Source organism: Streptomyces griseofuscus (assembly GCF_014673495.1).
In the GTDB taxonomy this organism is placed as follows: Bacteria; Actinomycetota; Actinomycetes; order Streptomycetales; family Streptomycetaceae; genus Streptomyces; species Streptomyces murinus.
Genome location: NZ_CP051006.1, coordinates 4,572,640 through 4,593,758 on the forward strand (window position 1 = coordinate 4,572,640; position 21,119 = coordinate 4,593,758).

The 21,119-nt window shown below is 69.5% G+C and carries 23 protein-coding genes and 1 pseudogene; 15 read left to right on the top strand and 9 right to left on the bottom strand.

Features of this window, described 5'->3' with window-relative positions; translation table 11 throughout:
- Positions 1 to 68 precede the first annotated feature (68 nt).
- From HEP81_RS20350 to HEP81_RS20365, 4 genes are all read right to left on the bottom strand, one after another.
- A complete protein-coding gene (locus tag HEP81_RS20350; RefSeq protein WP_014673544.1) occupies positions 69 to 377 on the bottom strand; it encodes a hypothetical protein in 309 nt (102 codons plus the stop codon).
- 359 nt (positions 378 to 736) lie between these two features.
- Entirely contained in the window at positions 737 to 2,032 is a 1,296-nt protein-coding gene (locus tag HEP81_RS20355; RefSeq protein ID WP_037653490.1) for a S53 family peptidase, read from the bottom strand.
- 386 nt (positions 2,033 to 2,418) lie between these two features.
- Positions 2,419 to 3,768 carry a S53 family peptidase gene (locus HEP81_RS20360; protein WP_037653489.1) on the bottom strand — a complete coding sequence of 450 codons (1,350 nt, stop codon included), beginning with the start codon at positions 3,766 to 3,768 and terminating at the stop codon, positions 2,419 to 2,421.
- Positions 3,769 to 4,025: 257 nt separating this feature from the next.
- Entirely contained in the window at positions 4,026 to 4,628 is a 603-nt protein-coding gene (locus tag HEP81_RS20365) for a TetR/AcrR family transcriptional regulator (RefSeq protein ID WP_037653488.1), read from the bottom strand.
- Positions 4,629 to 4,694: 66 nt separating this feature from the next.
- Here HEP81_RS20365 and HEP81_RS20370 point away from each other — a divergent pair, with 66 nt between their 5' ends.
- The 5 genes from HEP81_RS20370 (at position 4,695) to HEP81_RS20390 (ending at position 9,528) form a co-directional block, all read left to right on the top strand.
- Positions 4,695 to 5,618, top strand: a complete 924-nt coding sequence (locus HEP81_RS20370; RefSeq protein WP_037653487.1) for an oxidoreductase — start codon at positions 4,695 to 4,697, stop codon at positions 5,616 to 5,618.
- Positions 5,619 to 5,754: 136 nt separating this feature from the next.
- Complete coding sequence (locus HEP81_RS20375; RefSeq protein WP_078967240.1) at positions 5,755 to 6,582, top strand: SDR family oxidoreductase; 828 nt, start codon at positions 5,755 to 5,757, stop codon at positions 6,580 to 6,582.
- 139 nt (positions 6,583 to 6,721) lie between these two features.
- Positions 6,722 to 7,492, top strand: a complete 771-nt coding sequence (locus HEP81_RS20380) for a trypsin-like serine peptidase (RefSeq protein WP_037653486.1) — start codon at positions 6,722 to 6,724, stop codon at positions 7,490 to 7,492.
- Positions 7,493 to 7,640: 148 nt separating this feature from the next.
- A complete protein-coding gene (locus HEP81_RS20385; RefSeq protein WP_037653545.1) occupies positions 7,641 to 8,648 on the top strand; it encodes a bifunctional lytic transglycosylase/C40 family peptidase in 1,008 nt (335 codons plus the stop codon).
- Positions 8,649 to 8,823: 175 nt separating this feature from the next.
- Positions 8,824 to 9,528, top strand: coding sequence for a phosphatase PAP2 family protein (locus HEP81_RS20390; protein ID WP_037653485.1), 705 nt, complete (start codon positions 8,824 to 8,826; stop codon positions 9,526 to 9,528).
- Positions 9,529 to 9,574: 46 nt separating this feature from the next.
- Here HEP81_RS20390 and HEP81_RS20395 read toward each other — a convergent pair whose 3' ends face one another.
- A complete protein-coding gene (locus HEP81_RS20395; RefSeq protein ID WP_037653483.1) occupies positions 9,575 to 11,170 on the bottom strand; it encodes an FAD-binding oxidoreductase in 1,596 nt (531 codons plus the stop codon).
- A 330-nt stretch (positions 11,171 to 11,500) separates the two neighbouring features.
- On the opposite strand from HEP81_RS20395, the gene pstS reads away from it, so the two are divergent.
- The 4 genes from pstS to pstB all read left to right on the top strand — a co-directional run bounded on the left by pstS (position 11,501) and on the right by pstB (position 15,633).
- Entirely contained in the window at positions 11,501 to 12,631 is a 1,131-nt protein-coding gene (gene pstS, locus HEP81_RS20400; RefSeq protein WP_037653544.1) for a phosphate ABC transporter substrate-binding protein PstS, read from the top strand.
- A 125-nt stretch (positions 12,632 to 12,756) separates the two neighbouring features.
- Entirely contained in the window at positions 12,757 to 13,761 is a 1,005-nt protein-coding gene (gene pstC / locus HEP81_RS20405; protein ID WP_037653482.1) for a phosphate ABC transporter permease subunit PstC, read from the top strand.
- A complete protein-coding gene (gene pstA / locus HEP81_RS20410; RefSeq protein ID WP_037653481.1) occupies positions 13,758 to 14,819 on the top strand; it encodes a phosphate ABC transporter permease PstA in 1,062 nt (353 codons plus the stop codon). The genes pstC and pstA overlap by 4 nt, the downstream gene beginning before the upstream one ends.
- Before the next feature lie 37 nt (positions 14,820 to 14,856).
- Positions 14,857 to 15,633: a phosphate ABC transporter ATP-binding protein PstB gene (gene pstB, locus HEP81_RS20415; protein ID WP_037653480.1), complete on the top strand. Its 777-nt coding sequence runs from the start codon at positions 14,857 to 14,859 to the stop codon at positions 15,631 to 15,633.
- 91 nt (positions 15,634 to 15,724) lie between these two features.
- On the opposite strand, the gene HEP81_RS20420 is transcribed toward pstB, so the two are convergent.
- Positions 15,725 to 15,997: an NUDIX hydrolase gene (locus HEP81_RS20420; RefSeq protein ID WP_398738182.1), complete on the bottom strand. Its 273-nt coding sequence runs from the start codon at positions 15,995 to 15,997 to the stop codon at positions 15,725 to 15,727.
- A gap of 65 nt (positions 15,998 to 16,062) precedes the next feature.
- Between HEP81_RS20420 and HEP81_RS20425 the strand changes: the two genes are divergently transcribed.
- From HEP81_RS20425 to HEP81_RS20445, 5 genes and pseudogenes are all read left to right on the top strand, one after another.
- Complete coding sequence (locus tag HEP81_RS20425; protein ID WP_387906442.1) at positions 16,063 to 16,344, top strand: hypothetical protein; 282 nt, start codon at positions 16,063 to 16,065, stop codon at positions 16,342 to 16,344.
- On the top strand, positions 16,328 to 16,858 hold the full coding sequence (locus tag HEP81_RS20430) for a DUF6879 family protein (RefSeq protein WP_037653478.1): 531 nt from the start codon (positions 16,328 to 16,330) through the stop codon (positions 16,856 to 16,858). The genes HEP81_RS20425 and HEP81_RS20430 overlap by 17 nt, the downstream gene beginning before the upstream one ends.
- Positions 16,855 to 17,552 (top strand): annotated as a pseudogene (locus tag HEP81_RS20435) (Scr1 family TA system antitoxin-like transcriptional regulator). Before HEP81_RS20430 ends, HEP81_RS20435 begins: the two are co-directional and overlap by 4 nt.
- Positions 17,553 to 17,613: 61 nt before the next feature.
- Positions 17,614 to 18,054, top strand: a complete 441-nt coding sequence (locus HEP81_RS20440) for a glycine-rich domain-containing protein (protein WP_190276014.1) — start codon at positions 17,614 to 17,616, stop codon at positions 18,052 to 18,054.
- Positions 18,055 to 18,076: 22 nt separating this feature from the next.
- Positions 18,077 to 18,487, top strand: coding sequence for a hypothetical protein (locus tag HEP81_RS20445; RefSeq protein WP_172636916.1), 411 nt, complete (start codon positions 18,077 to 18,079; stop codon positions 18,485 to 18,487).
- A gap of 90 nt (positions 18,488 to 18,577) precedes the next feature.
- Here HEP81_RS20445 and HEP81_RS20450 read toward each other — a convergent pair whose 3' ends face one another.
- Together HEP81_RS20450 and HEP81_RS20455 are read right to left on the bottom strand one after the other, a co-directional pair.
- Positions 18,578 to 19,576, bottom strand: a complete 999-nt coding sequence (locus HEP81_RS20450; protein ID WP_037653475.1) for an inorganic phosphate transporter — start codon at positions 19,574 to 19,576, stop codon at positions 18,578 to 18,580.
- A gap of 7 nt (positions 19,577 to 19,583) precedes the next feature.
- Entirely contained in the window at positions 19,584 to 20,204 is a 621-nt protein-coding gene (locus tag HEP81_RS20455) for a DUF47 domain-containing protein (protein ID WP_037653474.1), read from the bottom strand.
- Positions 20,205 to 20,438: 234 nt separating this feature from the next.
- Between HEP81_RS20455 and HEP81_RS20460 the strand changes: the two genes are divergently transcribed.
- Positions 20,439 to 20,783, top strand: a complete 345-nt coding sequence (locus HEP81_RS20460; protein ID WP_037653472.1) for a metal-sensitive transcriptional regulator — start codon at positions 20,439 to 20,441, stop codon at positions 20,781 to 20,783.
- A gap of 16 nt (positions 20,784 to 20,799) precedes the next feature.
- Here the strand turns inward: HEP81_RS20460 and HEP81_RS20465 are convergent, their stop codons facing one another.
- The gene (locus tag HEP81_RS20465) at positions 20,800 to 20,961 is read right to left on the bottom strand and encodes a hypothetical protein (RefSeq protein WP_164932561.1); all 162 of its coding nucleotides are present in this window, start codon (positions 20,959 to 20,961) and stop codon (positions 20,800 to 20,802) included.
- Between the last annotated feature and the right edge of the window lie 158 nt (positions 20,962 to 21,119).

The following is a 21,119-nucleotide window of genomic DNA, read 5'->3' on the forward strand; positions in this document are numbered from 1 at the left end:
CGCGGGCGCGGTGTGGTGACTCGACATCAGGGAGACGCAACCTCTAAGGGGAGGGGAACACGGGTGCGCTAGACCGCCATGCCGTAGACGATGGTGAACAGCGTGCCCAGGGAACCGATGATGAAGACCCCGGTGAGCCCGGCGATGATGAGGCCCTTGCCCTGTTCCGCGCTGAAGGTGTCGCGCAGCGCCGTCGCCCCGATGCGCTGTTTGGCCGCACCCCAGACCGCGATGCCGAGGCACAGCAGGATGGCCACCGCCATGACCACCTCGATCATCACCTTGGCCTCGTTGCCCAGGCTGCCGAAGGGCCCCCAGTCCGGAGCGATCCCGCCGATGATGGTGTTGATGTCTCCCTTGTCGGCCGCAAAGAGCATGTAAGTCACCGCCCCTGATGGGTAGTTCCGCGAGCCCTCTGCGGTGTGCAGAGGTCAGGCCTCATTGTCGCCGACAACGTCGCCGTCGTATGTCGACTTGACGTCATTGACTGGCGGGTTTCGTACGAATACCTCGTATGGTCACTCTGTGTATCACGGCAGGTCACCCCGGGCAATGAGGTCCGACCGGAACCTGGCCCGTGGTTCCGTCGTTGACCCCCTTTACGCCCTGGCCCGGTTTTTGACGACCGGCCGGGTGCGGAGCCGCTTCGATGGTCTCACGCGCGGGCGCCGAAAAACGGCCGAGACCCCGGCGGCGGACGCCACCGGGGCCTGCGGGCGAGCGGGTTGACGAGCGGTCAGCCGGTGAAGGCCGAGACGCCCTCGGGGGTGCCGACGCCGGTCGGGCCGTCGTACCCCGAACGGGCGGTGCACAGGTAGCTGCCGCCGCAGGAGCCGTTGCTGCCGCTGGTGACGTCGTTCAGCGCGGAGGTGCCGGCCTTGGCGTACGGGAACTTGGCCGGGTACGAGCCGCTGCTCGGGGTGCCCGCCAGGGCGTAGACGCCGGCGATGATCGGCGAGCTGGCGCTGGTGCCGCCGAAGGTGTAGAAGCCGGCGGTGACGCCGTAGGAGTCGTAGACGGAGACGCCGGTCGCGGGGTCGGCCACGGCGGAGACGTCGGCGATGGTGCGCTTGGCGCAGCCGGTGTCGGTCTGCCAGGACGGCTTGGCGTCGTAGGCGGAGCAGCCGGAGCCGGTGCCCTCGGTGCTGGAGGTGTTCCAGACCGACTCGGACCAGCCGCGGGTGTTGGAGGCCTTGGACAGGGCGGTGCCGCCGACCGAGGTCACGTACTGGGAGGCGGCGGGGTACTCGGCGCCGTAGCCCCCGTCGCCCGCGGAGACGGTGATGGCGACGCCCGGGTGCTTGAAGTACGAGGTGTCGTAGCTGGTGTCGGAGGAGGACTCCGAGCCGCCGTAGCTGTTGGAGACGTACTTGGCGCCCAGCGTCACGGCCTCGTTGACGGCGGTGCCGAGGTTGGCCATGGTCGCCGAGTTGGCCTCGACGAGGAGGATGTTGCAGTTCGGGCAGATCGCGGAGGCCATGTCGAGGTCGAGGGATATCTCCTCGGACCAGCCCGCGTCGCTGCTGGGCAGCGAGGTGGTGGAGCCGGTCTGGCTGACCTGCTTGAAGCAGCCGCTGGCCTTGGTGCAGGCGGATAGGCCGTAGTAGGAGCGGTACTTGGCGAGGTCGGCCTCGGCGTTCGGGTCGTTGTAGGCGTCCACGATCGCGATGGTCTCGCCGGCGCCCTTGGACGCGGCGGCGGAGGTCAGGCCGTACGCCGACTGGAGGTCGGAGGGGCCGTAGCCGGAGGGCGTCGCGGCCTTGGGCGTGATGCCGTCGGCGGCCTGCTGCTTCTGGAAGGCGGTGAGTCCGCCGGTCACCCGCAGCGAGTTGCAGGCGAGTTCGCCCTTGTGCTTGGGGGTGGCACAGGGGGTCTTGGCCCAGGTCGCCTTGGCCGGCGCGGCGGTGGCGGCGTCGGCCTGGACGGCGGTGCCGAACCCGGCGAGGGCAAGCGCGGCGGCGGCCGCGAAGGCGGCGCCGATCCGGCGTCTGCGGCCGGTGGCCGTGGTTCCGGCGGTGGGGGACGTACGCATGTGTGCAGCCTCCAGGTGTTCCGGACATGGGGGGAACAGGGACGTTGCTGGTGCGTGCGGCGGTACGACGAAGACGATGACTTGTTGAGTACGCGACAACAAGAGCGCGTGGCCGCCCCGTGGGAATCCTGGCTTCCGCCTTACCTCCCGTTGCCGCAGCCTTGACCCAACTCACAGACAACGGACGGGAAGCGGGGCGGGGGCCGGGCGACGCTCGCGGCGGCGGTCGGTCCGTGTTCCCCCGGGGAACGGCCGGAGGGCGGATCCCGGCTGGTTGCCGGGATCCGCCCTCCTTCTTTCCCTGCCGCCGAGGGGGCCCCACGCCCCCCTCTGTGCCGGCGGCGCCCCCGTGACCCGACGGGGTGTCACGGCCTCGGGGCGGTGGCTCAGCCGGTGAAGGCGGAGACGCCCTCGGGGGTGCCCAGGCCGGTCGGGCCGTCGTAGCCGGACCGGGCGGTGCAGAAGTAGCTCGTGGAGCAGGAGCCGTTGCTGCCGCTGGTGACGTCGTTCAGCGCGGAGGTGCCGGCCTTGGCGTACGGGAACTTGGCCGGGTAGGAGCCACTGCTCGGGGTGCCCGCCAGGGCGTAGACCGAGGCGATGAGCGGGGAGCTGGCGCTGGTGCCGCCGTAGGTGTTCCAGCCGGTGCCGTCGGCGCCGTAGCTGTCGTAGACGGAGACACCGGTGGCCGGGTCGGCCACGGCGGAGACGTCCGCGATCATGCGCTTGCCGCAACCCGTGTCGGTCTGCCAGGACGGCTTGGCGTCGTAGGCGGAGCAGCCGGAGCCGGTGCCCTCGGTGCTGGAGGTGTTCCACACCGACTCGGACCAGCCGCGGGTGTTGGAGGCCTTCTTCAGGGCGGTGCCGCCGACGGCGGTCACGTACTGGGAGCCGGCCGGGTACTCGGCGCCGTAGCCCTCGTCGCCCGCGCTCGCCGTGATGACGACGCCCGCGTGGTTGTAGTACGACGAGTCGTAGCTGGAGTCGGAGGAGGACTCCGAGCCGCCGTAGCTGTTGGAGACGTACTTGGCGCCCAGCTTCACGGCCTCGTTGACCGCGGTGCCGAGGTTCGTCATCGACGCGGACTTCGCCTCGACCAGCAGGATGTTGCAGTTCGGGCAGGTCGCGCTGACCATGTCGAGGTCGAGCGAGATCTCACCGGCCCAGCCGCTGTCGGCGGACGGCAGCGAGGTGGTGGAGCCCGTCTGGCTGACCTTCTTGAAGCAGCCGTTGGACGTGGTGCAGGCGGAGAGGCCGTAGTACGAGCGGTACGTCGCGAGGTCGGCCGCGGCGTTCGGGTCGTCGTAGGCGTCCACGATGGCGACGGTCTCGCCGGAGCCCTTGGAGGAGGCGGCGGAGGCCAGGCCGTAGGCCGACTGGAGGTCCGAGGGGCCGTAGCCGGTCGGGGTGCCGGAGGAGGCGTTGGGCTTGATCGTCGCGGGCGCGACACCCTTGACCGCGGCCTGCTTCTCCATGAAGGCGGTGGTGCCACCGGTCACGCGCAGCGCGTCACAGGAGGCGTAGCCCTTCTTGGTGGTCGTGGCGCACGCGTTCGTGGTCTGCACATGAGCCTTGGCGACCTGGGTGGCGATCGTCTGGGCGCTGACCTTGTGGGGAGTGGCGGCGTCCGCCTGGGCGGCGGCACCGAAGCCGGCCAGGGCGAGCGCGGTGGCCGCAGCGGCGGCCGAGCCGATCCGGCGCCATCTGCCGGATATGTGGGGGGAGTTGGTCGTACGCAAGGTACAGCCTCCTGGAAGTGGTGGGGCAGAGGCCCCCGGTGGGGGACCAGCGGCGTGTTCGCCGATGGGGGCGGCGGCCCGCGACGACCCTCGCTTGTTGAGTACGCGACAACAAGAGGCTTTCGGAATTCTGACTTCCGCGTTACCTAAATGCGGTGCCCGGCTTACTGATCAATGACGGCACGATGGCGGGGAGATGACCGTCCGGGCAGGTCAAGTGGGTTATGGGAGGCCGGGTTTGACCAAGTGGACGCGGCTCAGCGGGGCTTGAGGCCGTACAGCAGCAGATGCACATGCTCGTCCAGCCCCGCCACGGCTTCGTCCGCGTCCAGTGCGGAGCTGGCGATGAGGGCGGCCAGGCCGTGCAGATGCGCGGCGGCGGTCAGCGCGATGCGCTCGGGGTCGCCGTCGACGATCTCGCCGCTCTCCTGGGCGTCCGCGAACAGCCGGGTGAGCGAGCCGAAGGTGCGGTCGACCGCCGCGCCGAGCTGCGCCGAGCTGTCGGGGCGGTGCTTGCGCGCGAACATCAGCTCCAGCAGCTCGGGATGCTCGACGGCGAAACCGAGGTAGGCGTGCGCGAGCGCCGCCATCCGCTTCTCGAAGCCGGGACCCGCTCCGTACGCCTCGGCCAGGGCGCGGTCCAGCCGCTCGTACCCCTCCATCGCCAGGGCGTCGAGCAGGGCCTGCTTGTCCTTGAAATGCCGGCCCGGCGCCGCGTGGCTGACGCCGATGTCGCGGGCCAGTTCGCGCAGCGACAGCGCGCCGGCCCCCTTCTCCCGCAGGGTGCGCTCGGCGCTCTGGAGCAGCGCGGCGCGCAGGTCTCCGTGGTGATAGGGGCGGCTTGCGGGCATGTGCGCCATCGTATCTTGGCGCACACCCGCATTGTTGTCATTGACAGCATTGTAGCCGGTGTCTACATTGAGGTCATGGCTGAGACGACCGGCGCGCGCGGTGCGCGCAAGTGGAACGTGAACCGCATCCCCGACCAGACCGGCCGTACGGCCGTGATCACCGGCGCCAACAGCGGCCTCGGCCTGGTGACGGCCGAGGCGCTGGCGCGGGCCGGCGCGCATGTGGTGTTCGCCGTACGGGACGAGGCGCGCGGCGGCGCCGCCGCGGCCCGGGTGGCGGGCAGCACCGAGGTGCGCCGGCTCGACCTCGCGGACCTGGACTCGGTGCGCGCCTTCGCCGCGGGCTGGGACCGCCCGCTGGATCTGCTGATCAACAACGCGGGCGTGATGATGCTGCCGGAGGAGCGCACCGCGCAGGGCTTCGAGCGGCAGTTCGGCACCAACCACCTCGGGCACTTCGCGCTGACGAACCTGCTGCTGCCGCACCTCACCGACCGCGTGGTGACGCTGGCCTCCACCGCGCACCGCTGGGGCGATCAGCGCATCAGCTTCGAGGACGTGAACCTGCGCGGCCGGTACACCCCGACGCGCGCCTACGCCCAGTCCAAGCTGGCGAACCTCCTGTTCACCCTGGAACTCCAGCGCCGTCTGGCCGCGGCGGGCTCCCGGGTGCGCGCGCTGGCCGCCCACCCCGGCTACGCCGCCACCAACCTCCAGAGTCACCACGCGAGCCCCCTGGCCCGGATCGGCATGGCCGTCGCCAACCGGGTCGTCGCCCAGAGCGACCGGGCCGGCGCCCTGCCCACGCTCTTCGCGGCCACCCAGGACCTGCCGGGGGCGGCGTACGTCGGCCCGGACGGACTCGGCGAGTTCCGCGGTGCCCCGACCCTGGTCGCCCGCAGCGCGGCGGCGAGCGATCCGGAGGCGGCGCGGCGGCTGTGGACGCTGTCGGAGGAGCTGACGGGGGTGGAATGGAAGGCGGGCGGCGGGAACGGGTGAACGAGCAGGGGCGAAGGTGACGGGACGGGGTGAGGGGGAGGGGAAACCCCTGGGGGACCGGATACGGTGCGGATAAGGGATTCCCCGGAACTCTCCAGGAATCGTCAGGACGCACCACGGACCGAGACCGACCCCCATGACCTCGGCAGACACGGGCGCCGGCAGCGGCGGCCCGGTGAACGGCGGCGACCCCGCGACCGGCGGCGGCCCCGTGACCTTCCGGCTCGACGGCCGTACGGCCCTCGTGACGGGATCGGCGCGCGGCCTCGGCCTGGAGATGGCGCGCGGTCTGGCCGGGGCCGGTGCGCGGGTGGTCCTCAACGGCCGTGACCCGGTGGCCCTCGCCGCGGCGGCCGAGCGGCTGCGGGCGGAGGGCGGGTACGACATCGCGACCGCCGCGTTCGACGTCACGGACCGGGCGGCCGCACAGACGGCGGTCGAGGAACTGGGCGATCTCGACATCCTGGTCAACAACGTGGGCCACCGGGACCGGCGGGGCGTCGCGGAGCTGACGCCCCACGACCTGAACGCGCTGCTCGACGTGGATCTGACCTCGGCGTACGCGCTGAGCCAGGTGGTGGCCCGGAGCCTGGCCGCGCGCGGGGTGCCGGGCCGCATCGTCAACGTGTCCTCGGTGGTGGGGCAGTTGGGCCGTACGGGTGATGTCGGCTACGCCACCGCGAAGGCCGGCCTGGACGGTCTGACCCGGGCCCTCGCGGCGGACCTCGGGCCGAGCGGTACGACCGTCAACTCGGTCGCGCCGGGCACCTTCGCCACCGAGGTCAGCGCCGAACTCACCACGGATCCCGGCTGGGAGCGCTGGCTGCGGACCCGTACCGCGCTCGGCCGCTGGGGCCGGCCGGAGGAGATCGCCGGAGTGGTCGTCTTCCTTGCGAGCGACGCGGCGTCCTTCATCACCGGGCAGACCATCGCGGTGGACGGCGGGATGACGACGACGTTCTGACGCACGGTGACCGGTGGGGAGGCGGCCTTGGCGGGGGGACAGTAGCGTGGTGCCCGCACCGGCCATCGGGAGGTTTCTGCGGAAATTCTCAGCGAAGTCGGAGCGGGTTTCTCACCTTCGTGAGACAGAGTGAGGCCTGATGAAGCGCATCTCACGCATCTCGGTCACCTCGCGTCCCGCGTTGCTCGGGGCGGTGGTGATGCTCGCCCTGACGTCGGCGTCCGTGGCTTCCGCCGATGACGGGCCGGGACCCTTCGGGGTCACCGCGGACGCGGTCGCGTCCGCGCGCGAGGCCCGGGTGGGCGCGCTGTTCGACGCGGACCGGGCGTCGCGGCTGGCCGGCGGCCACTTCTGTACGGCCTCGGTGGTGCACAGCCCGCGGGGCGACCTCATCGCCACCGCCGCGCACTGTGTGAACGCCCAGGACCGGGACCTGGTGTTCGTACCGGGCTACCGGGACGGGCAGGCGCCGTACGGGGTGTGGAAGGTGACCCGGCGCTTCCTGCCGGACAGCTGGGCGAAGGACCAGGACGAGGACAGCGATGTCGCCCTCGTGACGGTGGCCGATCTCGACGGGCGGAGCGTCGAACAGGTGGTCGGTGGCAACCGCTTCGTCACCGACGCGACGACCGGCGCGACCGCGGTGACGGTCACCGGTTACCCCGACTCCCGCGAACTGCCCATCCGCTGCACCAACAAGCCCCGCCGCCAGGGCCCCACCCAGCAGCGCATCTACTGCCCCTCCTTCACCGGCGGCACCAGCGGCAGCCCCTGGATCAACGGCGACCACCAGGTCGTCGGCATCCTCGGCGGCCACGAGGAGGGCGGCTCCACGGACGACGTGTCGTACAGCGTGGTCCTGAGCACGGAGGCGGCGGAACTGTACCGGGACGCGACGACGGCCGCCTGAGCGCGCCGACGGGCCCCCCCTTTTCCTCCGGAGCGGCCGAATCCTTCTCCGGAACTGTCGAACCGCTTTGTCTCGGACGGGCGTTCTCGTGCTGAGCCCCTGCGGCTCCTACACTGCATTCGGCGGACTGGCCGACGGTGAGGGGCGGTTGACGGTGCGTAAGGCGTGGGTCGTCGGTGGTGCCGTCGTGGCGGGCGGGCTCAGTTTCGTCATGGTGCTCGTGGTCGCGGTGTACCTGGTCGCCGGGAACCTCGTGGGCGGCATGGCCGCGAGCGGGCGGGCGCTGGCCAAGGGCGCGGTGCCTGCGGCGTACCAGCAGCTGGTCGCGAAGTGGGGGAACCTGTGTCCCGCGCTGTCCCCGGCGCTGCTCGCGGCGCAGCTGTACCAGGAGAGCGGCTGGAACCCCAGGGTGGTCAGTCCGGCCGACGCCCGCGGGATCGCGCAGTTCATCCCGAGCACCTGGGCGACGCACGGCATCGACGGCAACGGGGACGGCAAGCGCGACATCTGGGATCCGAATGACGCGATTCCGTCGGCGGCGTCGTACGACTGCGAACTGGCCAAGTACGTCAAGGACGTTCCGGGCAACGTCTCCGACAACATGCTCGCGGCGTACAACGCGGGCGCGTACCGGGTCATCCAGGCCGGCGGGGTGCCGGGCATCAGCGAGACGCAGAACTACGTCCGGCGCATCAACAGCCTCGCGGTGAGCTTCGCCGCGCCGCCCAGCCGGCTCGATCCCACCCGGCAGGCCGCCGGCGCGATCGACTTCGCGCAGAAGAAACTGGGCACGCCGTATCTGTGGGGCGGCGAGGGTACGGCCGCGCAGGGCGGGCGTTTCGACTGCTCGGGGCTGACCCAGGCGGCGTACGCGAGCGTCGGGATCAAGCTGCCGCGCGTGGCCAACGACCAGTACAACGCCGGTCCGCACCCCTCACGCAGCCAGTTGCTCCCCGGAGACCTAGTGTTCTTCTCCCATGACCCCACCGACTCCCGGGCCATTCACCACGTGGGTATCTACGTCGGCGGCGGGTACATGATCGACGCGCCGCGCACAGGGGCGGTGATCCGCTTCGACCCGATCGACGGAGCGGACTATTTCGGTGCCACCCGGGTGACCGAAGATGGCGCAAAAGCGCTCCCCACGGCGGTGTAAACCGCGCGTGAACCTACCCCCTGAGCTGCGATGATGAGTCTCTCTTCGATAACGTCTGCGTGATCTTTCGGTGGAGAGTGGAACGCAATGGTGGTGGCCGTGCGTTCCTGTTGACGGGGGTCGGTGCGACGCACACGAGGTGCGTCCGGGAAGACGACGAAGGGGCCGCAGCACCATGGCTGTACTCGCCGAATCCGGATCGAACCCCGACGTCGAACTGCTCTATGACATCAACGGTCTGGCCAGGAGCGCTCCGCACTGGTTCGACCGGACCATGGAGTTCGTGGGCGAGTACGGACTGCTGCTCGCGATGGTCCTGCTCGTGGTGTGGTGCTGGTGGTCCGTGCGGCGCCGGGGCCAGGAGGACGCGGCGACATCCGTGGCCGCGCTGGTGTGGGCGCCGCTCGCGGCCGGGATCGCGGTGCTGGTGAACATCCCGATCCGGGGCTTCGTGTCACGGCCGCGGCCCTTCGTGGACCACCAGGGCCTCGATGTCCTCGTCTCCGGCAAGACCGACTTCTCCTTCGTCAGCGATCACGCCACCCTGACGATGGCGCTCGGCGTGGGACTGTTCGTCGCCAACCGCAGGTTCGGCATCGCCGGGATCGGGCTGGCCCTCCTGGAGGGCTTCTGCCGGGTCTACATGGGCGTGCACTATCCGACCGACGTGATCGGCGGATTCGCCCTCGGCACGGCCGTGACCCTGCTGCTGGCCCCGCTGGCCTCCGCCCTGCTCACCCCCCTGATGAAGGCGGTGGAGCGGGCGCCGAAGGTGTCGTGGATCGTGCGCCGCAGGGCGGCCGCTGACGTGCCGGTGGTGCCCGGCGCGCGACGGTCCGTGGAGCCGATGGACTCCGAGGAACGGGACCTGGCGGCGTAACCGCGCTGAGGCGGCGCCCCCCTGAGGGGCGCCACCCGGACCCGCCCTACACCCCTTGGGCGTACGAGAAGAACCGCGTCGGGTCGTACTGCTGCTTCACCTTCGCCAGCCGCGCCGCCGCGTCCCCGTAGTACGCCTTGCGCCAGTTCGTCAGCGTCGGGTCGGTGTAGTTCTGGTATGCCGCGCCCGAGGCGTACGGCGCCATCGCGCGATGGGCGGACGTCAGCCATGACTGCGCCGTACCGCCGGAGGCCCCCGCGGGCCAGGACGCGATGTACTGCGCCAGCATCCGCGAGCGCCGGTGCACGAAGGCCGTCGCCGTCGGCGCGACCCGGTTCACCGCCCCGCCCAGCGCCGTGAACGCGACGCTGCCCGCCCCGCCCCGCACCCCCGCGATCTGCCGCAGCACCGTCTGGATGCCGGCCGCGGACAGGGACCGGTCGAAGAAGTCCGAGCGGGCCGCGTACGTCTCCCGCCCGAGCGCACCCTGCGCCGAGCGGCCCGGCGTGCTGCCGGGCAGATGGCACTGGGCCTGCGCGGAGAAGGAGGAGCACCCGGCGTAGATCTCCATCGCCTCCTCGTAGCCCCGCCGGTGCAGGGAGACGGAGGTGGCGTTGGCGCCGGCCTGGTGGGCGAGGCGGTCCACCGCGTTCTTCAGCTCGTTGTAGCCGCCGATGGAGAAGCAGGAGACGGAGATCGTCGGCTTACCGCCCGGCGCGCACGCCAGGTGCAGGGAGGACCAGATCTCGTCCGGCTGCGTCGGCCCCCACTCCTGCCATGCCTTGAGCACCGCCGCCGCCTTCGACCACGGCCAGGACAGATACGCGGTGACCGCCTGCGGCGCCGGATGGGTGCGGAAGTGCAGCTCGGTGACGACGCCGAAGTTGCCGTTGCCCGCCCCGCGCAGCGCCCAGAAGAGGTCCGAGTGCTGTGTCGCGTCGGCGGTGAGCTGCTTGCCGTCGGCCGTGACCAGGGTCGCCTGGGTGAGGCTGTCGCAGGTCAGGCCGTACGCGCGGGAGACGACCCCGTGGCCGCCGCCGAGCACCAGGCCGGAGACGCCGACCGTGGGGCAGGAGCCCGCCGGTATGGTCACGCCCTTCGTGGCCAGACCCCGGTACACGTCGATCAGCTTGGCACCGGCGCCGACCACCGCCTGGCCGCCGCTGACCCGTATCCGGTTCAGCCGGGAGACATCGACGATCAGCCGGTTGTCGCCGGAGGAGTAACCGGCGTAGGAGTGGCCGCCGTTGCGTATCGACACCGGTATGTGCCGGCTCCTCGCGTACGACAGCACGGTGCGGATGTCGGCGGCGTGCGCGACGTAGGCGACCGCGGCGGGCTTCAGGCCGTCGAAGCGGGTGTTGTACAGCTGGTGCGCGGTCTTCCACTGGGCGTCGCCGGGCCGCACCAGGGAGCCGTCGAGATCCCGGCCGAGGGCGGTCCAGTCGGCGGGGCCGCTTGCCCCCGCCGTAACGCTCGCGCTGGTGGTCCTCATCGCCGTGAGCGACGACGAGGAAGCCCCGGACAGGCCCGGGGAGTGTGCCTGGGCCGCGGCGGAGTGCCCCCCGCCCGTGCCGCACGCGGTCAGTGCCGTCGTCGCCAGCGCGGCCGCGCCGCCCGAGATGAACGTACGCCGTTCCATGTCTCCGTCGCCTTTCCGCGGCCAAAGTGGCCTCCGGGAGACGAGACGACGGCGGGTACGGCAGGGTTCCCCCGTACGGGTGCCGGACATCGCATATGTGTGCCTGTGCCCCGGTCGCCGGGATCGGCGCGTGGCCTCCCCGTGAGCATTCCGTGACCTCACCGGGCCGACGGCAGGGGTTCACCCGCCGTTCATTTATGGCCTTCGGCCGCTTCACCTGATCTGCCTAATTTCGGCCTTACCCGGTGCGGAGTGCGGTTCGGATGCGCTCCCCGCACCCACGACGTGCACGCCGCCGACAGCGGCGGCTCCTGGAAGGAACTCCCGAACGTGAAGCTTCAGCGCAAGAACCGGCTGCGCGCCGTGACCCTCGGTGCTCTCGCCGTCTCCGGCGCCCTGGCCCTGACGGCGTGCGGCTCCGACGACAACGGCGGCGGTTCCAAGCCCTCGGGTGGCGCCTCGGCCTCCAACGCCTCTTCCATCAAGTGCGACGGCGCCAAGGGCCAGCTGCTCTCCGACGGCTCTTCCGCGCAGAAGAACGCGATCGACGCCTGGGTGAAGAACTTCTCGCAGGCCTGCGGCGTGCAGATCAACTACAAGGCCGGCGGCTCCGGCGCCGGTGTGACCTCCTTCACCCAGGGCCAGATCCCGTGGGCGGGCTCCGACTCGGCGCTCAAGCCCGAAGAGGTCGCCGCGTCCAAGAAGGTCTGCTCCGGCGGCCAGGGCATCGACCTCCCGATGGTCGGCGGCCCGATCGCCATCGGCTACAACCTGAACGGCGTGGACAACCTCGTCCTGGACGCCCCGACCCTCGCCAAGATCTTCGACGGCAAGATCACCAATTGGAACGACGCCGCGATCAAGAAGCTGAACCCCTCGGCGAAGCTTCCCGACCTGAAGATCCAGGCGTTCCACCGCTCGGACGACTCCGGCACCACGGACAACCTCACCAAGTACCTGAAGGCCGCCACCCCGGACAACTGGAAGTACTCGGGCGGCAAGACCTGGCAGGCCAAGGGCGGCCAGTCCGCCGCGCAGTCCTCGGGCGTGGCCCAGCAGGTCAAGCAGACCAACGGCGCCATCGGCTACTTCGAGCTGTCGTACGTCGGTGACGGCGCCAAGGCCGTGAGCATCAGCACCGGTGCCGCCCAGCCGGTCGCCCCCAGCACCGAGAGCGCCACCAAGGCCATCGCCGACGCCAAGGTCGTCGGCACCGGCAGCGACCTGTCGCTCCAGCTGAACTACAACACCAAGGCCGACGGCGCCTACCCGATCACCCTGGTGACGTACGAGATCGCCTGCGACAAGGGCAACAAGGCCGACACCCTGCCCACCGTCAAGGCGTTTCTCAACTACATGGCTTCCGAGGACGGCCAGAAGCTCCTCAGCGGCATCGACTACGCGCCGATGCCCGACGCGATCATCGGCAAGGTCCGCACCACCATCGCGGGCCTGAGCTGACCTGATCCGAGAGTGCGGCCCGGTCCCACGGCCTCCCCGCGGGCCGGGCCGCACCGTCCGGTGCACCGCCGCCACGAGTCGCCCGCCCCCACCGGGACGAGCGGCTCCGCAGACCGGAGATCCCGATGGACATAACGAAGACAACCGACGTACCACCCCCCGCATCCCAGCCGACCGCCGAACCGAAGAAGAGCGTGAACCGCGGCGCCACCCGCGCCGGTGACCGCATCTTCCTCGGGCTGTCCCGCGGCTCCGGCATCCTGCTTCTGGTGATCATGGCCGCGATCGCGGTCTTCCTCACCTACCGCGCGTCCCTCGCGATCAGCAAGGACCACGGCAACTTCCTGACCACCTTCGAGTGGAACACCAACCTGATGCCGCCGTCGTTCGGCATCGCGGTCCTCGCCTTCGGCACGGTGGTCTCCTCGATCGTCGCCATGGCCCTCGCCGTGCCGGTCGCGGTCGCCATCGCGCTGTTCCTCACGCACTACGCCCCCCGCAGGATGAGCGGCCCGGTCGCCTATGTGATCGACCTGCTCGCCGCGGTGCCGTCCATCGTGTACGGCCTGTGGGGCGCCCTGGTCCTGGTACCGCACCTGAACGGCCTGTTCGGCTGGCTCAACGACTACTTCGGCTGGACCGGGATCCTCTCCTGGCAGGGCGGCCCGCCCCGCTCGATGCTCACCGTGGGCATCCTGCTCGCGATCATGATCCTGCCGATCGTCACCAACGTGAGCCGCGAGGTCTTCCGCCAGGTGCCGCGGATGCACGAGGAGGCCGCACTGGCCCTCGGCGCCACCCGCTGGGAGGTCATCCGCATGTCGGTGCTGCCCTTCGGGCGCTCCGGCGTGATCTCCGCCTCGATGCTCGGCCTCGGCCGCGCGCTCGGCGAGACGATGGCCGTGGCCACGGTCCTCTCCCCGACCTTCGACATCCAGACCAGCCTGCTCGACCCGGGCGGCGGCACCTTCGCCCAGAACATCGCCAGCAAGTTCGGCGAGGCGACCCAGGACGGCCGTGACGCGCTGATCGCCTCCGGTCTGGTCCTGTTCGTCATCACCCTGCTGGTCAACGGCGCGGCCCGCGCGATCATCGCCCGCCGCAAGGAGTACTCGGGGGCCAACGCATGAGCACCGCAGCCGTCACCGACAAGCGCCGCAGCTCGCTGCGCAGCGCGAGCCTGCCGAAGTGGTCGCCGTGGGCGATCGCCGCGGGCTCGATCGTGGTCGCGGTGGGCATCGGCGAGGGCGCCGGACTGACCAGCCACATCCAGTGGGGCCTGATCGCCGCGTTGCTGTTCGTCCTCGGCACCTACGTCATCGCCTCCGCGGTGGAGGGCCGGCGCCAGGCCAAGGACCGCATCGCCACCTCGCTGGTGTGGGTCGCCTTCCTGCTCGCCGTGGTCCCGCTGGTCTCGCTGGTCTGGACGACCGTCAAGCGCGGTGTGAAGGTCCTCGACCCCTACTTCCTGACGCACTCCATGGGCGTCGTCGCCGACTCCGAGCCGGGCGGTGGCATCTACCACGCGATCATCGGCAGCCTGGAGCAGGTCGGCCTCGCCACCCTGATCGGCGCGCCGATCGGTGTGCTCACCGCGGTCTACCTGGTGGAGTACGGCCGCGGCGGCCTCGCCCGCGCGGTCACCTTCTTCGTCGACGTCATGACGGGCATCCCGTCGATCGTCGCCGGTCTGTTCATCCTCAGCCTGATGCTGATGGCCGACATGCAGCCCTTCGGCTTCGCCGGCTCGCTGGCGCTGGCGATCCTGATGATGCCGGTCGTGGTCCGCTCCACGGAGGAGATGCTCAAGCTCGTACCGAACGAGCTGCGCGAGGCGTCCCTGGCGCTCGGTGTGCCCAAGTGGCGCACCATCCTGAAGGTGGTCCTGCCGACCTCCATCGGCGGCATCACCACGGGCATCATGCTGGCCATCGCCCGTATCGCGGGTGAGACGGCGCCGGTCCTGCTGCTGGTGTGGGGCAACTCCTTCATCAACAACAACCCGTTCTCGGGTGCCCAGCAGTCGCTGCCGCTGTACATCTACCAGCAGTACTCGCAGAGCTCCGGTTCCACGGCGGCGTTCGACCGTGCCTGGGCGGCCTCGCTCACGCTGATCGCCTTCGTGATGATCCTCAACCTGGCGGCCCGCGGCATCGCCCGCTGGAAGGCCCCGAAGACCGGTCGCTGACGCGGCCCCTCAGCGACTGACGGAAGTGAAGTAAGCAATGGCCAAGCGAATCGACGTAAGCGGACTGACCGCCTACTACGGCTCCCACAAGGCGATCGAGGACATCTCGATGACCGTCGAGCCGCGCTCGGTGACGGCGTTCATCGGGCCCTCCGGCTGCGGCAAGTCGACGTTCCTGCGCACCCTGAACCGTATGCACGAGGTCACCCCGGGCGGGCGGGTCGAGGGCAAGGTGCTGCTCGACGACGAGGACCTGTACGGCAACGGGGTCGACCCGGTGTCGGTGCGGCGCGAGGTGGGCATGGTCTTCCAGCGCCCGAACCCGTTCCCCACGATGTCGATCTTCGACAATGTGGCGGCCGGTCTCCGGCTGAACGGCAACTACCGCAAGAGCGAGCTGAACGACATCGTCGAGAAGTCGCTCAAGGGCGCGAACCTCTGGAACGAGGTCAAGGACCGGCTGAACAAGCCCGGCTCCGGCCTCTCCGGTGGCCAGCAGCAGCGGCTGTGCATCGCCCGGGCGATCGCGGTCGAGCCCAAGGTGCTGCTGATGGACGAGCCGTGCTCCGCGCTCGACCCGATCTCCACGCTCGCGATCGAGGACCTGATCGGTGAGCTGAAGGAACGGTTCACGATCGTCATCGTCACGCACAACATGCAGCAGGCGGCGCGCGTCTCCGACCGCACGGCCTTCTTCAACCTCGCCGCGGTCGGCCAGCCCGGCCGGCTGATCGAGATCGACGACACAGAGCGGATCTTCTCCAACCCGTCGGTCCAGGCGACGGAGGACTACATCTCCGGCCGCTTCGGCTGATCCCCCGATTTCCTCACCGGTGCTGCATGGCGGTGCCACCGGGAGGATGCAAAGGGCCCGCCCCCGGACTCCGGGGGCGGGCCCTCGGCGTCTACCGGGCCGCGGGCATGTTGCCCTCGCGCCAGTCGTTCACGCGCTTGCGGATGGGAGGGACCATCGGAAGCGAGTCGACTTCCGCGGGCCGGAACCAGCGGACATCCGTGGACTCCTCGGACACGGCCGCCCGCCCGGCCGTCGCCCGCGCCAGGAGGCAGACGGAGAACTCCTGCCGCACCTCGCCGTCGTCGTAGGCGAAGACATGACGCGGGTCGCTGTACGTCCCGACGATGCCGACGACGCCGTGTGGCCTTTGGCGGAATCTCAAGGGCGTCGGTCTCGCACGCGACAGAGGCCGGCGGCTCGTCCGCTTCGTGGTGACGATTTCCAGTAATGGAAACCAAGGGCTCTTGCCGAACGTGCGGCACGCTCGGGACGATCAGTGAGAACGCCCGGGTCCATGTGTGGGAGGAGTCTGCGGTGGTAAAGCTGACGCGGCTGGTAGGTGACTGCGACGAGGACGAGTGTCCGACGCTGTACGCCAACGATCGGGGAACCTTAGTCGTGCAGGGAGGCCTGCTGACCGATCACGGTCGGGAGATCCCCCCGCACGAGGCCCTCGTCGAAGTCCCCTTCGAACTGATCCGAAAGGCTGTCCGTGGCAACCTCGTCTAGCCGGACGTTCGGGGAGTGGTTCACCGCGTTCGAGCGCGAAGCGTTCCGGCTCGAAACGCTGGACGACTACAGCCAGTCGGGAGGAGTCGATGCCTATCAGGCGTTTCTGGCGGGGCGCGAGCAGCCGGATTCGTACCAGGCAGCCGAATGGCTGACCACGGTGGGGAACGCCACCGAGGCCGGGAAGCGCGTGTATCGCGTTCATGTTCTGTCCCGTCCGCTCACGGATTATCTCCGGTTCGAGCTGTCCTGGGGATACCGGCGCAACATGACCGCCGGTGAGGAGTTCTTCATCCTCGACGTCACCGACAAGGCGAACCCGATCCCGGACGCGCCCGACTTCTGGATGTTCGACAACACGGCCGTGGCAGTGATGTCGTACGACGGTGCCGGTAAATACCTGGGGAGCGAATTCGCCGAGGAAGACCTGCTTGCCGAGTTCCGGGCCTACCGCGACACCGCGCTGGCGCACGCCGTGCCGTTCGCGGAATGGTGGGCACGGCACGGGGAGTGAACAAGGCTGAGCTGGGGTCCGCGCTGCGGGCGCTGCGGCAGGCATCCGGATGGGAAGCCAAGACCGTCGCCCGCAGGGCGGCCATGTCCGGTTCGAAGCTGTCGAAGATCGAGAACGGCAGCGTGATGCCGAGCGTCGTGGACGTGGACCAGATCCTGACCGCCATAGGGATTTCCGAGGAAATCAAGGCCGAGTACATGTCGGTCGCCAGGGCGGCGGCGACCGAGGCGACGGCCTGGCGTCTGTACCGGCGGCTCGGATACCACCGGAAGCAGCAGCAGATCCAGGCGATCGAATCCCGTACGACTCTGTTGCGGCTCTTTCAACCCTCTCTCGTACCCGGCCTGCTTCAGACGCCGGAATACGTCCAGGCAGTGCTCGGCCGTAAGAATCTCACCGCGGACCAACTCGCACGCTCATCTCCGTTTCCCGGATCCCCGGTGTCGATTTCCGTGTCGTGCCGCTTTCGGTGCGTCAGACCGACTTCCCCAGTCACTCGTTCTCGATCAAGGATGACCGCATGGTGACGGTGGAAACCGTGCACGCGGAGCTTGCGGTGACCGATCCGCGAGACGTCGCCCTCTATATCGAGAAATTCGAGGGATTCGCAGCCGCAGCCGTTTCCGGAGATGCCATGCGAAGCATGGTCGAGGAAATCCGCGATCAATTCTTGAGAGAACAGGAAATCGGCTAGAGCGGTGCGCGCGGCCTGTCGAAGATGAGGCGTGTCGGATCAACCGGAGAGAGGAACCCTCATGACTGTGGCCCCTGACCGGCCGGCCGTCGCCCTGCGGCACGGCCGGGACCTCGTGTCCCCCGAGCTGTTCGAACGGCTGACGGACTTCTGCGCCGAGGAGTACGGGTACGAGCGCTCCCTGGCCGAGCGGATCATGGACGAGGCCCTGGCGTTCGTGGACGTCATGGGCCGGACCGGCGAGGGCATGTCGCCCTCCAGGGCCGTGGACCCGGGGTGGCACACGTTCAGGCTGCACACCGAGGAGTACGACGCGTTCTGCCGGACGCGGTACGGCCGGTTCGTCCATCACACGCCCAAGTCCCGGTACCGGGACAGGGCGACGATGGCGGATGCCGTGGCGCGGATCCGCGCCCATGGCTTCTCCGTGGACGAATCCCTGTGGGGTACCAGGGCGGACTGCAACGAACCGGCGTGCTGCGGTGACGGCCCCTGCTGCTGAGCCCGTGGCGACCACCGGAGGGATGAAAGGCCGAGGGCGGGTGACCGCCTTCTCCCTGTTCGGGCCCGTCTTCGGCTACGCGACCACGCTCGTGGAGGACCGGCAGTTCGCGTATGTGGGGCCGCTGACCCCCGGTGTCGGGTGGCGTCTGCTGTGGCGGATGGCCGAGAGGTGCCACAACGACGGGGTGACGGAGGCCAGGAAGGCCGAGTGGATCGTGTCGCAGGCGTCCCGGGCGTTCATCTGCGGAAGCGGCGTCGTGGCGAAGCTCTCCGACACCGAGTGGGTGATGGAGCCCGGTGGCTGGGCCGTGCGGCTGGACGGCTCCTGGTGCAATCAGGACGTCCTGGTCACCGGTGATCTCACGGTGCCGGTGCTCGCGGCCGGGCAGATCGCGGCGAGGCACAGCCGTTTTCCGCAGTACACCGGCTGACGTCCCGGCCCGCGGGGGCAGAAAAAAGCCCACCCTCTCGTCGGCCCTGCGGCCGGGCGAGAGGGTGGGCAGGAGGGGAAGAGAGGACGGTCAGAGGACCGTCAGCTTCACCAGGCCGAAGGCCAGTGCGGCGACCAGCGCGGCCGCCGGCATCGTGATGAACCAGCCCAGGACGATGTTCTTGGCCACGCCCCAGCGCACCGCGTTCACCCGCTTGGTCGCGCCGACGCCCATGATGGCCGAGGTGATGACATGCGTCGTGGAGATCGGCGCCTTGAAGAGGTACGCCGTACCGAACATGATCGACGCACCCGTCGCCTCCGCGGCGAAGCCCTGCGGCGGGTCCAGTTCGATGATCTTCCGTCCGAGCGTGCGCATGATGCGCCAGCCGCCGGCATACGTACCGAGCGACAGCATCATCGCCGAGACCAGCTTCACCCACACCGGGATCGGGTCGTTGAACGTGCCGTGCCCGGCGATGACCAGGGCCATCACCACGACACCCATCGTCTTCTGGGCGTCCTGGAGACCGTGGCCGAGCGCCATGCCCGCCGCGGAGACCGTCTGCGCTATGCGGAAGCCCCGCTTGGCCTTGTGCGGATTGGCGCGGCGGAAGAGCCACATGATCAGCAGCATCACGAGGTAGCCGACGATCAGACCGACGACCGGGGACAGGAACATCGGCACGATGATCTTGTTGACCACACCGTCCCAGTGGACCGCCGTACCGCCCGCGAGCGCCGCCCCCACCAGGCCGCCGAACAGCGCGTGCGAGGAGGACGAGGGCAGGCCGTAGTACCAGGTGACCAGGTTCCAGGCGATCGCGCCGAGGAGCGCGGCGAAGAGGATCCCCATCCCCGTACCGCCCGACGGCGTCTCGATCAGCCCCTCGCTGACGGTCTTTGCGACCCCGGAGCCGAGGAACGCGCCGGCGAGGTTCATCACGGCGGCCATCGCCAGCGCCGCCCGCGGGGTCAGCGCCCGCGTGGACACCGACGTGGCGATCGCGTTCGCCGAGTCGTGGAAGCCGTTGGTATAGGTGAAAAGAAGCGCGACCGCTACGGTCACGACCAGAGCCAGGGTGTCCATCGACGCCTCAGGACTCCTTGACGGCGATGGTCTCCACCGTGTTCGCCACGTGCTCGAACGCGTCCGCCGCCTCTTCCAGCACGTCCACGATCTGCTTGAGCTTCAGCACCTCGATCGCGTCGTACTTGCCGTTGAAGAGGTGCGCCAGCAGCTTGCGGTGGATCTGGTCGGCCTGGTTCTCCAGACGGTTGACCTCGATCCAGTACTCGGTGAGGTTGTCCATGGTGCGGAGGTTCGGCATCGCCTCCGCGGTCAGCTCGGCCGCGCGGGCCAGCACCTCGATCTGCTGCTCGACGCCCTTGGGCAGTTCCTCGACCTGGTACAGGACGACGAGGTCGACGGCCTCCTCCATGAAGTCCATGATGTCGTCCAGGGAACCGGCGAGGGCGTAGATGTCCTCCCGGTCGAACGGCGTGATGAACGAGGAGTTCAGCTGGTGGAAGATCGCGTGCGTGGCATCGTCACCTGCGTGTTCCGCTGCCCGCATACGCTCTGCGATCTCGGCCCGGGCGGAGGAGTCCGCCCCGAGCAGTTCCATCAGGAGTTTCGAGCCGGTGACGATGTTGTCCGCGGAAGCGGCGAACATGTCATAGAAGCTCGTCTCCCTGGGGGTCAGACGAAAGCGCACGTGGGGTCCTCGGGGTGCTTCGGTTTCGGTCAGGCTGATGCTAGGCGCATCATCCGGCCACGGCTATCGGGCCGCCCTCCAGTGTCGCCCATCGAGCAGAGCGATCATCACGGGGGCGTACCAAGGCCCCCCATACCCAGCAAAATTCGGTACCATATACCCAGTAGGGGTATGCCGGGCGATATGTCCCCCGGTGTGTGACCGAGAACACCCGTCCCGAGATGGAGGCCCGCTATGACGACCACCGAGGCCGGCGCCACGGCACCCTCCGAGCAGACGGAGTGCGGTGAGCACGCCACGCACGGTTACCACAAGCAGAAGGACGAGCACCTCAAGCGGCTGCGCCGGATCGAGGGCCAGATCCGCGGCCTTCAGCGGATGGTGGACGAGGACACCTACTGCATCGACATACTCACCCAGGTCTCGGCCTCCACCAAGGCGCTCCAGTCCTTCGCGCTCCAGCTGCTGGAGGAGCATCTGCGGCACTGTGTGGCGGACGCGGCCCTCAAGGGCGGGGACGAGATCGAGGCGAAGGTGGACGAGGCGACGAAGGCGATCGGCCGCCTGCTGCGCACCTGAGGCGCGCTGCGGCGCCTCAGCTGTCTCGTTCCTGTCGTTCCACCCGCAGTACCTCGTCGATGCTCTCCAGGCTGAGCCGGTCCTCGGCGGCCGAGGCCGCGATGATCAGCTCGCCGCACAGCTCGATCTCGGCGAGGGCCACATGGTCCTGAACCGCCGTACCGCCGACCGCCGCCACCCGCCTCACCTCTTCCCTGACGTCACCGAACTCCTAGGGTAGGAGGCGGTTTACCTACCGCGCATGGCACGGACGGGCTACTTACGGGGTGGCGTCAAGGGACTAGTACGGGGTCGGCGGCTGGCCGGATCCAGCCCCTGTCAGTCCCTGTCAGGTTC

Excerpts from the sequence above, each read along its gene's own strand:
- HEP81_RS20425 (WP_387906442.1), top strand. The coding sequence starts at position 16,063 with ATGGAAACCAAGGGCTCTTGCCGAACGTGCGGCACGCTCGGGACGATC.
- HEP81_RS20355 (WP_037653490.1), bottom strand. The coding sequence starts at position 2,032 with ATGCGTACGTCCCCCACCGCCGGAACCACGGCCACCGGCCGCAGACGC.
- HEP81_RS20390 (WP_037653485.1), top strand. The coding sequence starts at position 8,824 with ATGGCTGTACTCGCCGAATCCGGATCGAACCCCGACGTCGAACTGCTC.
- pstB (WP_037653480.1), top strand. The coding sequence starts at position 14,857 with ATGGCCAAGCGAATCGACGTAAGCGGACTGACCGCCTACTACGGCTCC.
- HEP81_RS20370 (WP_037653487.1), top strand. The coding sequence starts at position 4,695 with ATGGCTGAGACGACCGGCGCGCGCGGTGCGCGCAAGTGGAACGTGAAC.
- HEP81_RS20395 (WP_037653483.1), bottom strand. The coding sequence starts at position 11,170 with ATGGAACGGCGTACGTTCATCTCGGGCGGCGCGGCCGCGCTGGCGACG.
- HEP81_RS20445 (WP_172636916.1), top strand. The coding sequence starts at position 18,077 with ATGAAAGGCCGAGGGCGGGTGACCGCCTTCTCCCTGTTCGGGCCCGTC.
- HEP81_RS20350 (WP_014673544.1), bottom strand. The coding sequence starts at position 377 with ATGCTCTTTGCGGCCGACAAGGGAGACATCAACACCATCATCGGCGGG.
- pstA (WP_037653481.1), top strand. The coding sequence starts at position 13,758 with ATGAGCACCGCAGCCGTCACCGACAAGCGCCGCAGCTCGCTGCGCAGC.
- HEP81_RS20440 (WP_190276014.1), top strand. The coding sequence starts at position 17,614 with ATGACTGTGGCCCCTGACCGGCCGGCCGTCGCCCTGCGGCACGGCCGG.
- HEP81_RS20365 (WP_037653488.1), bottom strand. The coding sequence starts at position 4,628 with ATGGCGCACATGCCCGCAAGCCGCCCCTATCACCACGGAGACCTGCGC.
- pstC (WP_037653482.1), top strand. The coding sequence starts at position 12,757 with ATGGACATAACGAAGACAACCGACGTACCACCCCCCGCATCCCAGCCG.
- HEP81_RS20450 (WP_037653475.1), bottom strand. The coding sequence starts at position 19,576 with ATGGACACCCTGGCTCTGGTCGTGACCGTAGCGGTCGCGCTTCTTTTC.
- HEP81_RS20460 (WP_037653472.1), top strand. The coding sequence starts at position 20,439 with ATGACGACCACCGAGGCCGGCGCCACGGCACCCTCCGAGCAGACGGAG.
- HEP81_RS20375 (WP_078967240.1), top strand. The coding sequence starts at position 5,755 with ATGACCTCGGCAGACACGGGCGCCGGCAGCGGCGGCCCGGTGAACGGC.
- HEP81_RS20380 (WP_037653486.1), top strand. The coding sequence starts at position 6,722 with ATGAAGCGCATCTCACGCATCTCGGTCACCTCGCGTCCCGCGTTGCTC.